Origin of the sequence: Pseudomonas sp. (genome assembly GCF_050739995.1) — a bacterium.
Classification (GTDB): Bacteria; Pseudomonadota; Gammaproteobacteria; order Pseudomonadales; family Pseudomonadaceae; genus Aquipseudomonas.
The window spans coordinates 1-11,473 of the sequence record NZ_JBOICG010000590.1 but is presented as its reverse complement, the minus strand read 5'-3'; the positions used below and the strand labels follow the sequence as shown (position 1 = coordinate 11,473).

At 60.9% G+C, this 11,473-nt stretch carries 9 protein-coding genes and 1 pseudogene; 3 read left to right on the top strand and 7 right to left on the bottom strand.

All coding sequences use genetic code 11. The features are described from left to right. A pseudogene (locus ACRESD_RS19675) lies at positions 1–242 on the bottom strand (hypothetical protein); the annotation flags it as partial. Here ACRESD_RS19675 and ACRESD_RS19670 point away from each other — a divergent pair. Next, positions 159–1,259 (top strand): efflux RND transporter periplasmic adaptor subunit, encoded by a 1,101-nt coding sequence (locus tag ACRESD_RS19670; protein ID WP_431752424.1) that lies wholly within the window; start codon positions 159–161, stop codon positions 1,257–1,259. The pseudogene ACRESD_RS19675 and the gene ACRESD_RS19670 overlap by 84 nt on opposite strands. Positions 1,260–1,265: 6 nt before the next feature. After that, positions 1,266–4,331, top strand: coding sequence for an efflux RND transporter permease subunit (locus ACRESD_RS19665; protein ID WP_431752423.1), 3,066 nt, complete (start codon positions 1,266–1,268; stop codon positions 4,329–4,331). Positions 4,332–4,762: 431 nt separating this feature from the next. Here ACRESD_RS19665 and ACRESD_RS19660 read toward each other — a convergent pair whose 3' ends face one another. The 3 genes from ACRESD_RS19660 to plsB are packed head-to-tail and all read right to left on the bottom strand — an operon-like array spanning position 4,763 to position 8,434. Then, the gene (locus tag ACRESD_RS19660) at positions 4,763–5,452 is read right to left on the bottom strand and encodes a DUF4197 domain-containing protein (protein WP_431752422.1); all 690 of its coding nucleotides are present in this window, start codon (positions 5,450–5,452) and stop codon (positions 4,763–4,765) included. 24 nt (positions 5,453–5,476) lie between these two features. After that, the gene (locus ACRESD_RS19655; RefSeq protein ID WP_431752421.1) at positions 5,477–5,878 is read right to left on the bottom strand and encodes a YbaY family lipoprotein; all 402 of its coding nucleotides are present in this window, start codon (positions 5,876–5,878) and stop codon (positions 5,477–5,479) included. Positions 5,879–5,929: 51 nt separating this feature from the next. Next, positions 5,930–8,434 carry a glycerol-3-phosphate 1-O-acyltransferase PlsB gene (gene plsB, locus ACRESD_RS19650; protein WP_431752420.1) on the bottom strand — a complete coding sequence of 835 codons (2,505 nt, stop codon included), beginning with the start codon at positions 8,432–8,434 and terminating at the stop codon, positions 5,930–5,932. A gap of 180 nt (positions 8,435–8,614) precedes the next feature. Between plsB and ACRESD_RS19645 the strand changes: the two genes are divergently transcribed. Then, positions 8,615–8,824, top strand: coding sequence for a cold-shock protein (locus ACRESD_RS19645; protein WP_024073812.1), 210 nt, complete (start codon positions 8,615–8,617; stop codon positions 8,822–8,824). Between the two features lie 144 nt (positions 8,825–8,968). Here ACRESD_RS19645 and ACRESD_RS19640 read toward each other — a convergent pair whose 3' ends face one another. Genes ACRESD_RS19640 through dapE form a run of 3 tightly spaced genes read right to left on the bottom strand, consistent with a single transcriptional unit; the run spans position 8,969 to position 11,361 of the window. Then, entirely contained in the window at positions 8,969–9,346 is a 378-nt protein-coding gene (locus tag ACRESD_RS19640; protein ID WP_016974390.1) for a hypothetical protein, read from the bottom strand. Between the two features lie 54 nt (positions 9,347–9,400). Continuing rightward, positions 9,401–10,210 carry a putative RNA methyltransferase gene (locus tag ACRESD_RS19635; protein ID WP_431752419.1) on the bottom strand — a complete coding sequence of 270 codons (810 nt, stop codon included), beginning with the start codon at positions 10,208–10,210 and terminating at the stop codon, positions 9,401–9,403. Further along, positions 10,210–11,361 carry a succinyl-diaminopimelate desuccinylase gene (gene dapE, locus ACRESD_RS19630; protein WP_431752418.1) on the bottom strand — a complete coding sequence of 384 codons (1,152 nt, stop codon included), beginning with the start codon at positions 11,359–11,361 and terminating at the stop codon, positions 10,210–10,212. The genes ACRESD_RS19635 and dapE overlap by 1 nt, the downstream gene beginning before the upstream one ends. Positions 11,362–11,473: the final 112 nt, after the last annotated feature.

Here is an 11,473-nt window from a genome sequence, read left to right as displayed (position 1 = left end):
GCCTGGCGTTTTGCCATGTCCTTGGGACGCCCGGGGCTATTGGTGTTTACTGGATTGTCGGACATTTTCACCTTTAATACTGGACTGGTGAGTTTGGTATTAATAACATACTGGCCAGTATAATTATTCCTAGCTCTATTTGCGAAAGGTCCTTCAGCATGCGCAGCACTTTCCTGCCCCTTGCGTTGCCTGCCAGCTTGGTTTTCCTCTTGGCCGCTTGCGGTCATGAAGAAGCGGCTCAAACCACCATCCGCCCGGCCATGGTAGTGCAGCCACAACCTTCGACGCAGGGAACGGACAGTTATCCTGGTGAAGTGCGTGCACGCTATGAGCCGGACCTGGCGTTTCGCATCGGTGGCAAGGTCAGCAAGCGGCTGGTGGAGGAGGGTGAGCGGGTCAAGGCCAACCAGCCATTGGCCGAACTCGACCCCCAGGACGTGCGCCTGCAACTGGAAGCGACCCGTGCCCAAGTGGCCGCCGCCGAGGCCAACCTGAGCCTGGTGCGTACCGAGCGTGATCGCTACAAGACCCTGATGGACCGTCAGATGGTTAGCCGCTCTCAGTACGACAATTCCGAAAACCTCTACCGAGCAGGTGAAGCGCGCCTCAAGCAAATCAAGGCTGAATTCGACGTGTCCAGCAACCAGGCCGGTTATGCCGTACTACGCGCGCCACAGGACGGTGTGGTCGCCAAGCGTTCGGTGGAGGTCGGTCAAGTGGTGTCCGCTGGCCAGACCGTGTTCACCCTGGCCACCGACGGCGAGCGGGAAGTGTTGATCAGCCTGCCCGAACAAGGCTTCGGCCGGTTCAAGATCGGCCAGCCGGTGTCGGTGGAGTTGTGGAGCCAGCCGGACCAACGCTTTACCGGACGCATTCGTGAACTGTCTCCCGCCGCCGACCCCAAGTCGCGCACCTTCGCCGCTCGCGTGGCGTTCACGGGTGGCAAAGTCCCGGCTGAGCTGGGCCAAAGTGCCCGGGTTTTCATACAGGCCGAGGGTGTGATTCCGCTATCGGTGCCGTTGTCGGCTCTGAGTGCAGAAAACGGCGCGTCCTACGTCTGGCGTGTGCAGCCCGATAACACCCTGAAGCGCACCCCCGTGCGTATCGGTGCCTTCGGCGAGAAAACCGTACCGGTATTGGAGGGCTTGGCCCCTACCGATTGGGTGATTGCGGCAGGCGTGCATGTCCTCCATGAGGGCCAGCAAGTGCGCCCGGTGGATCGCTCCAACCGAGTTGTGAATCTGGCGGCCAAGGAGTAGTCCCCGATGGGTTTCAATCTTTCCGAATGGGCGTTGCGTAATCGCCAGATCGTACTGTTCCTGATGATCCTGCTGGCAGTGGTCGGCACTTTGTCTTACACGAAGCTTGGGCAAAGCGAAGACCCGCCGTTCACCTTCAAGGCGATGGTGATCAAGACCAACTGGCCCGGCGCTACGGCCCAGGAAGTCTCGCGCCAGGTGACTGAGCGCATCGAGAAAAAACTGATGGAGACCGGCGACTACGAGCGCATTGTTTCGTTCTCCCGTCCCGGCGAGTCCCAGGTCACCTTTATGGCCCGTGACGCGATGCACTCGGCACAGATTCCAGACCTCTGGTATCAGGTACGCAAGAAGATCAGCGACATTCGCCAGACCCTGCCACCGGATATCCAAGGGCCATTTTTCAACGATGAGTTCGGCACCACCTTTGGCAACATCTACGCCCTGACCGGCGACGGTTTTGACTATGCCGTGCTCAAGGACTACGCCGACCGCATCCAGATTCAACTGCAGCGTGTGCCGGATGTGGGCAAGGTCGAGCTACTTGGCCTACAGGACGAGAAGATCTGGATCGAGTTGTCCAACCTTAAGCTCGCCACCCTCGGCTTGCCATTGGCGGCGGTGCAGCAAGCCCTGCAGGAGCAGAATGCGGTCTCCACCGCGGGCTTCTTTGAAACCCCGACCGAGCGGGTACAACTGCGAGTCTCGGGCAACTTCAAGAGCGTGGAGGAGATTCGCAACTTCCCGATTCGTGTCGGTGATCGCACCTTCCGCATCGGCGACGTGGCCGAGATCCACCGTGGCTTCAACGACCCACCTGCTCCGCGCATGCGTTATATGGGGGCAGACGCCATCGGCCTGGCCGTGGCCATGCGTGACGGCGGCGACATTCTGGTACTGGGCAAAGCCCTCGAAGGTGAATTCGCTCGCCTACAGAAGAACCTTCCAGCGGGTATGGAACTGCGCAAGGTGTCGGACCAACCGGCAGCGGTGAAAACCAGCGTCGGCGAATTCGTCCAAGTGCTGGCCGAGGCATTGGCCATCGTATTGTTGGTGAGTTTTTTCTCCCTGGGTGTGCGTACCGGCATGGTGGTGGCCCTGGCGATTCCGCTGGTGCTGGCGATGACTTTTGCCACCATGTATTACCTCGGCATCGGACTGCACAAGATCTCCCTGGGAGCCTTGGTGCTGGCCTTGGGCTTGCTGGTGGACGACGCGATCATCGCCGTGGAAATGATGGCGATCAAGATGGAGCAAGGCTACGACCGGCTTAAAGCGGCGAGCTTCGCCTGGACCAGCACCGCGTTCCCCATGCTGACCGGTACGTTGATCACCGCAGCGGGCTTCCTGCCGATTGCGACTGCGCAATCGAGCACCGGCGAATACACCCGCTCGATTTTCCAGGTGGTGACCATCGCACTGCTGGCCTCATGGGTGGCCGCCGTGGTGTTTGTGCCGTACCTGGGGGAAAAGCTCCTGCCGGACTTGGCCAAGATTCACGCAGCCAAACATGGCGCCGATGGTCCGGATCCCTACGGCACACCCTTCTACCAGCGTGTAAGACGTTTGGTCGAATGGTGTGTGCGTCGACGCAAAACCGTGATCGTCCTGACCCTGCTGCTGTTTATCGGTTCGGTCGCGCTGTTCCGCTTTGTGCCGCAGCAGTTCTTTCCTGCCTCGGGTCGCCTGGAGTTGATGGTCGACCTGAAACTGGCCGAAGGCGCCTCCTTGAGTAATACCGCCGACCAGGTCAAACGCCTGGAAGCCTTGCTCAAGGACCATGCGGGTATCGACAACTATGTGGCCTATGTGGGGACCGGCTCGCCGCGTTTCTACCTGCCTTTGGACCAGCAACTGCCGGCCGCCAGCTTTGCGCAGTTTGTGGTGCTGGCCAAAACCATCGGAGAGCGCGAGAGCCTGCGCACCTGGTTGATCGAAACCCTCAACGAACAGTTCCCCGACCTGCGTTCCCGGGTCACGCGCTTGGAAAACGGCCCGCCCGTGGGCTATCCGGTACAGTTCCGTGTGACCGGCGAGCACATCGATGAGGTGCGTGCGCTGGCGCGGAAAGTGGCGACCAAGGTTCGCGAAAACACCCACGTGGTCAATGTGCACCTGGACTGGGAAGAACCGAGCAAGATCGTCTACCTCAATATCGACCAGGACCGTGCTCGCGCCCTCGGCGTGAGCACCGCTAACCTGTCGAAGTTCCTGCAGAGTTCACTGACCGGCTCCACCGTCAGCCAGTACCGCGAGGACAACGAGTTGATCGAAATCCTCTTGCGCGGCACTGTGCATGAGCGCACTGAATTGTCGTTGCTGCCAAGCCTGGCCGTGCCCACCGACAACGGCAAAAGCGTGGCGCTGTCGCAGATCGCCACCCTCGAATACGGCTTCGAAGAAGGCATCATCTGGCACCGTAATCGCTTGCCGACCGTGACCATCCGCGCCGATATCTACGGCAAGGAACAACCGGCGACGCTGGTCCAGCAAATCCAGCCGACCCTCGAAGGCGTACGCGCCGAACTGCCGGATGGCTACCTGCTCGAAGTGGGCGGCACCGTAGAAGACTCAGCCCGTGGCCAGAACTCGGTGAAGGCTGGTGTGCCGCTGTTCATCGTGGTGGTGCTGACCTTGCTGATGCTGCAACTGCGCAGTTTCTCACGCACCGCCATGGTGTTTCTGACGGCGCCATTGGGCTTGATCGGCGTGACGTTGTTCCTGTTGGTGTTCCGCCAGCCGTTCGGCTTCGTGGCGATGTTGGGCACTATCGCCCTGTCGGGGATGATCATGCGCAACTCGGTGATTCTGGTGGACCAGATCGAGCAGGACATCAAGGCCGGCTTGGCACCGTGGCAGGCGATTATCGAAGCCACCGTGCGACGTTTCCGGCCGATTGTGCTAACGGCGCTGGCGGCGGTGCTGGCCATGATTCCGCTGTCACGCAGTGTGTTCTTCGGACCCATGGCCGTGGCGATCATGGGCGGCTTGATTGTGGCGACGGCGTTGACGCTGTTGTTTTTGCCGGCGTTGTACGCGGCATGGTTCCGGGTCAAGCCACGGGCCGTGTAAAAAGTTGTCGTAGGGATTTTCACAAAGGCAATACGGAGCCGGGAACGCTTCCTGGGCGAGGGGCCACTCATTGATTACCTGATTGACAGGTCGTTCGCCGGTAGGTTTTCACACCTATTGGCGGACGCTCAAATCTGATGATTCAAGGAGTGTTTATGAAAATAGATATCAGTGTGGGCTCCTGCAAACCTTCGTGGAGTAGCAACCCCTGCGCGCCTGCCAAGCCTAAACCCCCGTGCGCATCTAAGCCTAAAGGCCCTTGCAAGGACGCCTGCAAACCCAACAAGAGCGTCACGATAGGCTTCGGTGTCATGCCTATGGGCATGATCGCTTTCGGTGGTTTTGGTTTAGGAAAATTTTTCTAACCACAGGAGAACGGCTTGAGCCCGGGCAGGTGATCCTCCCCCGTCTGCCCGGACTCATGGCAAGGTTTACAGTGCGCCGAAGACTTTCTTCGCCAGGCTGGTCGCGGCAGCTGCCGGGTTCTTGCGAATGGTTTCTTCCTGCTGCGCGATCATCTTGAACAGGCCATCCAACGCTTGTTCGGTCACGTAGTTTTCAACATTGGCGCTTTTCGCATCGAGCGCGCCAAAGGCTGCGGCCTTGCCGGCCAGGGCGTTGTACTGCTGGGCCACGCCGACCTTGTCGGTGGCAGCCTTGACGATCGGCAAGAACTTGGCACGGATCTGGTCACGGCTGCTTTTGTTCAGGTATTGAGTCGCCGAATCCTGGCCGCCGGTGAGGATGCCTTTGGCGTCGGTCACGCTCATGTTTTTAACCGCGTTGACCAGGATGGGCTGCGCCTGGGTCACGGCGGTTTCCGCCGCCTTGTTCATGCTGGTTTCCAGTTGCGTGACCTGGTCGCCCATACCGAACATTTTCAGCTTGTCGGCGACTTTGCCCAGCTTGCCGGGCAGGCCGATCTTCACTTCCGGGTTGTTGCTGAAACCACCAGGCACGCCCAGTTGTTTCACGGCGATCTGGGCGCCTTGGGTCAGTGCGTCCTTGAGGCCGCCGCTGGCGTCACCTTGGGACAGGCTGCCAAGGTCCAGGGCCATGGCGTTGGCACCGAGCAACAGGCCGGCGCACAGGGCAGTGAGGCGAAGAGAGTGACGGAGCATGGGCGACTTCCTTGAATGGGTTAATCAGTGAGTGACAGCGTCTACACGCAGGCGCAACGGTTGTTGATCCTGGCCACTGAGCTGTACTGAGTGCCGTTCAGTGGTGATAAACAGCAGCTTGCCATCCAGCTCGATGCGCGCGCTCACCGAGTAGCTGTGGCCCGGTTTGACTTGGGCAGGGTCATAGCTCAGGTGGAAGGGCAGCGGCACTTGGCCTTTGACTGGGCCTTTCTGTTCGGCAAGGGTCACGGCCGGGGCGTCCATCAAGGACACATCTTGCAGGCTGACACTCAAGGTGGCGGTGGGCGGCAGGGCGATGCGTTGCAGGTAGAACACTTCGCCGTCGAGGCTGGCCTTTGGGGCTGGGGTCATGGATTGGCAGGCTCCGAGCAGGGCGGTCAGGCCCAGGAGAATGATTTTTTTCATGGTACAGCTCCTTTTCAACGGCGCCGGAAACCGCCCGGCGCCTGATTCAATCTAGCGGGTTTCCGGAGCGTCGACGGATGTCTCGGCTGCGCCGTCAACCCGATGCAGGGCCACTTGGCGGATCGACAGGCGAATCTCGGCGGGCAGCACGCGTTTCGCCGCGCCTTCGGCCAATTCGCCGAGCAGGTCGTGGTAACTCAACTTGCCGGCTTCATCGCGGCGCAGCACATCTTGCTCTAGCAGCGTCTGGATGAAATGTCGGAAAAGGCTCTTGTCGAAAAATTCCGGGGCGTTCAGGCCATGCAGGATCGACAGGCGCTGGGCCATGATCGTGCACAGGTCTTCGAGCTCTTCGGCGCTGATGCTGTTTTGGCCGCTGTTGAGCAGCAGCGAGATGGCCATGTAGAAGCGCTGCAGGGTCTGGGCGATGCTCTTGGACAGCAGCGTCAGCAGTACAAAGTGCCGTGAACTCGGGGCCGGACGCAGGTAGACGTCGTTTTCGAAGCGCAGCAGGCCTTGTTCCACAAACGCTTGCAGCCATTGGTCGACCACCGCGTCCAGCTCCTCCAGTGGCCAACGGATGAACAGCTCCGATTGCAGGTACGGGTAGAGGGCGCGGGTGTAGCGCAGGATTTGCTCGCGGCTCATCCGCGAGCTGCTCTGGAAGAAGCTAGCGAGCAACGCCGGCAGGGCGAAGATGTGCAGCACGTTGTTACGGTAGTAAGTCATCAGGACAGCGTTCTGCTCGTCCAGATAAACAATCTTGCCCAAGGCGTCACTTTGTTCCGACAACAGGTTCATGTCCTTGACGTGCTTGATCAGCGCCAGGCCATCGCCCTCGGGCAACGTGGTGTGGGGCGAGTAGGGCACGCGGCGCAGCAACGCCAGGTACAGGTCCAGTTGGCGTGCCATGGCCTGTTCGTCCAGGGCCAGCCGCGTGGTGGACAGCAGCGCCAGGGCGACCAGGTTCACCGGATTCACGGCGGCGGCTTCGTTCAAGTGGCGGGCCACTTGTTCGCCAAGGCGGTTGGTGGTCGCGTTGAGCCACGCCGGTTTGTAGTTCGGGCCCAACTCCTGGGCGCGCCAGTCCGGTTGCTCACTGTCGAGGAACTCGGCCAGCTTGATCGGTTCGCCAAAGTTGACCGCGACCTGGCCAAAGCGCTGCTTGAGTGCGCCGACCACTTTGAAAATATCGAAGATCGACTCTTTCTTCTTGCTCGCGCCGCGCAGTTCGCCAAGGTAAGTACGGCCTTCGAGGACGCGCTCATAACCGATATACACCGGCACGAACACGATCGGCATGCGCGAGGAGCGCAGGAAGCTGCGCAGGGTGATTGCCAGCATTCCGGTCTTCGGTTGCAGCATACGCCCGGTGCGTGAGCGTCCGCCTTCGACGAAGTACTCCACCGGGAAGCCTTTGGTGAACAAGGTGTGCAGGTATTCGTTGAACACCGAGGTGTACAGCGGGTTGCCCTTGAAGGTGCGGCGCATGAAAAACGCACCGCCACGGCGTAGCAGGCTGCCGATCACCGGCATGTTCAGGTTGATCCCGGCGGCGATGTGCGGCGGCGTCAGGCCGTTCTTGAACAACAGGTACGACAGCAGCAGGTAGTCGATATGACTGCGGTGGCAAGGGACGTAGATCACCTCGTAACCCTGGGCAACCTTTTGCACACCCTCGATGTTATTGACCTTGATGCCGTCGTAGATCTTGTTCCAGAACCAACTGAGCACCACTTCCAGGAAGCGGATCGCGGTGTAGGTGTAGTCCGAGGCGATTTCGTTGCCATAGCGCAGGGCCTGGGCCTTGGCTTTTTCCGGGGTGATCTTTTCCCGCTCGGCTTCGTCGGCGATGGCCTGGCGTACCAGTGGCATGTTGACCAAACCTTTCACCAGGTTACGCCGGTGGGACAGGTCGGGACCGATCACGGCGGTCTTCAGGTTACGAAAGTGCACACGCAGGATGCGTTGGGCCATGCGCACGGTGCGTTCGTGGCCTTTATTGTGCTCGATCAATTCACGCAAGTTGATTGGCGCGGAGAATTGCACACGGGTCTTGCGACCGAGGATCAGGATGCTCAACAAGCGGCGCAGACGCCCGGTGACCGCCCAGCTATCGGCAAACAGCAGCTTCCAGGGGCTAGACTCGCTCTCGGGCGATTGGCCCCAGAACACGCTGACCGGAATGATTTGTGCATTCTCTTCGGCGTGCTCGCTCAGGGTGTTGACCAGCCGGGTCAAGGTCGGTGGCGCACCGCGTTTGTCCTGGCGGCCAAGCCAATCGGGCTCCGGCGTGAGGTAGAAGAACGCGGCGGGTTCGATCAGCGGGCCTACGGAGACAGGCAGCACCGGGCGCGGCAGGCCGGCCTTGGTGCACTCGGTATCGACCACGGCCAATTCGGTGAGGGAAGGCGATTGCAGGACGTAGAACACCGGCCGGCTGCGGTCGAGGTTAAGGGTTAGGGACGACTGGTTGATCGTCTCCGAGCGAACCCAGAGGTACAACAGTCGGCGCAAGGTGCCAAACACCAGACGGCGGAACGGGGAGCGGGTCATAGGCGTGCTGCTTCAAGTGGAAAAAACCGAGCAGGCGCTCGGGCGGGTAGTGTGCCGTATTCGCCGAAAATCGGCAAAAAAGCGGCTAAATAAACTTGAGTTGAAGCTTTTTGAGCCTGTCATATACTCGGCAGTTCAATGCGACTGACTCAACAATAAAAGCATGTGGGAGCAAAACAGATGGCAACGCGCGAAACCGGCAATGTGAAGTGGTTCAACGATGCAAAGGGTTACGGGTTCATTCAACGCGAAGACGGCAAGGATGTGTTTGTGCACTACCGCGCCATTCGCGGTGAAGGCCACCGCTCCCTGGCTGAAGGCCAGCAGGTGGAATACGCCGTGGTGAGCGGCGAGAAAGGGTTGCAGGCCGAGGATGTGGTCGGTCTTTGAGTTAGATTCATGCGACGCCGCTGAACCCATGTGGGAGCGGGCTTGCTCGCGAAGGCGATGGATCAGTCAGCATCTGCGGTGACTGACACACAGCTTTCGCGAGCAAGCCCGCTCCCACAGTTGATCGGGTTCACAATTCAGGGATCAGGCGGTCTTCCAAGTGATCTGTTCTTCACCGTCTGCGCTGATGCGAATCCAGGTGTCGGCGCTTTCTTCACCTTCTTCCTCGACCCAGGTGCCCGGCGCACAACGCACTTCCACGTTCAGCGCGGCAAAGGCTGCGCGGGCGCAGGCAATGTCGTCATCCCACGGCGTCTGGTCGCTTTCCAGGTACAGGCTGTTCCATTTGCCCACGGCCTTGGGCAGCCAGGTCACGGGTACGTTGCCGGCCTTGCACTTGTAGGTCTGGCCCTTCTGGACCCAGTCGCTGCACGGGCCCAACGCGGCGCCCAGCCAGGCGGCGATGGCCTTGTGGTCGACGTCGGCGTCCTTCAGGTAAATCTCGATATCAGGTTGGCGCATGGATGTTCCTCAGTTGCGGGATTCGAAAATCCATTCGCGGTTCTGGACAGTCAGTTATTGAAGCACGAAATAGTCGTAGCGCATCGACACAGTGACCACCAGCGGCTCGGCCGCCTCGATCACTTGCGCGCGGCGCTCGGCGCTGGCACGCCAGCCGTGGGGCGTCATGGCCAGCAGGTTGGCACGGTCCTGGGGCTCGGTCAGGCTCAGGGTGAACTCAAGCGTTTCGCTGTGCGCCAGGCTCATGCCGTCCGGCACCAGGGCCAGATGTTTGTCGTCGGTGTACTCGCGCACTTCGTCGTACAGGCGCTCGCGCAGTTCCATCAAGTGGCCGCTGGTCGGACCGACCTTCATTAGACCGCCGCCTGGGCTGAGCAGGCGCTTGGCTTCCTGCCAGTCCAACGGGCTGAACACACTGGCGAGGAACTGGCAGCTGCCGTCGGCCAGTGGCACGCGGGCCATGCTGGCGATCAACCAAGTCAGCGCCGGGTTGCGTTTGCACGCACGCTTGACTGCTTCCTTGGAGATATCCAGCGCATAGCCGTCGGCCTGGGGCAGGGCTTCGGCGATTTGCGCGGTGTAGTAACCCTCGCCACAACCGATATCCACCCAGCGCGCCGGAGCACGCTCAGCGGCCAGTTCCGCCAGGCGCCTGGCCACCGGGGCATAGTGCCCGGCGTTGAGGAAGTCGCGGCGCGCTTGCACCATCGCCAGGTTGTCGCCCGGGTCGCGGCTGTTCTTATGCTGCACCGGCAACAAGTTCAGGTAACCCTGGCGCGCGCGGTCGAAACGGTGCCCGGCTGGGCACGCTACGCCATTGTCCACCGCGTTGAGTGGCGCGTTGCAAAGGGGGCAGGCGAGCATCAGGCGAGCAACTTGATCAGGGTCTGGTAGTAGATTTCGGTCAGCACATCGAGGTCGCTGGCCAGAATGCGTTCGTTGACCTGATGAATCGTCGCGTTGACCGGGCCCAGCTCGACGACCTGGGTCCCGAGCGTCGCAATGAAGCGACCGTCCGATGTGCCACCGCTGGTGGACGCCTTGGTTTCACGCCCGGTGATCGCCTTGATGCTGGCGGAGACCGCGTCCAGCAGCGCACCCGGTTCGGTCAGGAACGGCAGGCCCGACAAGGCCCATTCCACGTGCCAGTCCAGGTCGTGCTTGTCGAGGATGGCCGCCACGCGCTGCTGCAAGCCTTCGACAGTCGACTCGGTGGAGAAACGGAAGTTGAACACCGCCGTCAGGTCACCGGGGATCACGTTGGTCGCACCGGTGCCGGAATTGAGGTTGGAGATCTGGAAGCTGGTCGGTGGGAAGAAAGCGTTGCCGTCATCCCAATGCTCGGCCGCCAATTCGGCCAGGGCCGGAGCTGCCAGATGGATCGGGTTCTTCGCCAAGTGCGGGTAGGCAACATGGCCCTGTACGCCGCGCACGGTCAGGGTCGCGCCGAGGGAGCCACGGCGGCCGTTCTTGACCACATCGCCCACCAGGGTGGTGCTCGACGGCTCGCCGACGATGCACCAGTCCAGACGCTCCTTACGTGCCGCCAGGCGCTCGATCACGGCCTTGGTGCCGTGGTGTGCCGGGCCTTCTTCGTCGCTGGTGATCAGGAAGGCCACCGAACCCTTGTGGTCCGGGTAGTCGGCGACAAAACGCTCCGACGCCACCAGCATTGCCGCCAGGCTGCCTTTCATGTCCGCCGCGCCACGGCCGCACAGCATGCCGTTTTCGTCGATCAGCGCGTCGAACGGATCGTTCTGCCAAGCCTGCACCGGGCCGGTCGGCACCACGTCGGTGTGGCCGGCGAAGCACAGTACCGGACCTTCATGTTTGCCATGAGTGGCCCAGAAATTGTCCACGTCTTCGATGCGCATCGGCTCAAGCGCAAATCCGGCATCGCCCAGGCGCTGCATCATCAGCTTCTGGCAGTCGGCATCGATCGGCGTCACCGAGGGTCGACGGATCAGGTCGATAGCGAGTTGAAGGGTCGGCGAAAGGTCGGCATGGGCCGTCATGGGAAAACTCCGGGAGGCGTGTAATGGGCGCTGGACGAATGTGAAACACAACTCTTTAACGGCGCAGATCCTATGTGGGAGCGGGCTTGCTCGCGAATGCAGAGTGTCAGTC

Excerpts from the sequence above, each read along its gene's own strand:
- ACRESD_RS19660 (WP_431752422.1), bottom strand. The coding sequence starts at position 5,452 with ATGCTCCGTCACTCTCTTCGCCTCACTGCCCTGTGCGCCGGCCTGTTG.
- dapE (WP_431752418.1), bottom strand. The coding sequence starts at position 11,361 with ATGACGGCCCATGCCGACCTTTCGCCGACCCTTCAACTCGCTATCGAC.
- ACRESD_RS19670 (WP_431752424.1), top strand. The coding sequence starts at position 159 with ATGCGCAGCACTTTCCTGCCCCTTGCGTTGCCTGCCAGCTTGGTTTTC.
- ACRESD_RS19655 (WP_431752421.1), bottom strand. The coding sequence starts at position 5,878 with ATGAAAAAAATCATTCTCCTGGGCCTGACCGCCCTGCTCGGAGCCTGC.
- ACRESD_RS19635 (WP_431752419.1), bottom strand. The coding sequence starts at position 10,210 with ATGCTCGCCTGCCCCCTTTGCAACGCGCCACTCAACGCGGTGGACAAT.
- ACRESD_RS19640 (WP_016974390.1), bottom strand. The coding sequence starts at position 9,346 with ATGCGCCAACCTGATATCGAGATTTACCTGAAGGACGCCGACGTCGAC.
- ACRESD_RS19645 (WP_024073812.1), top strand. The coding sequence starts at position 8,615 with ATGGCAACGCGCGAAACCGGCAATGTGAAGTGGTTCAACGATGCAAAG.
- ACRESD_RS19665 (WP_431752423.1), top strand. The coding sequence starts at position 1,266 with ATGGGTTTCAATCTTTCCGAATGGGCGTTGCGTAATCGCCAGATCGTA.
- plsB (WP_431752420.1), bottom strand. The coding sequence starts at position 8,434 with ATGACCCGCTCCCCGTTCCGCCGTCTGGTGTTTGGCACCTTGCGCCGA.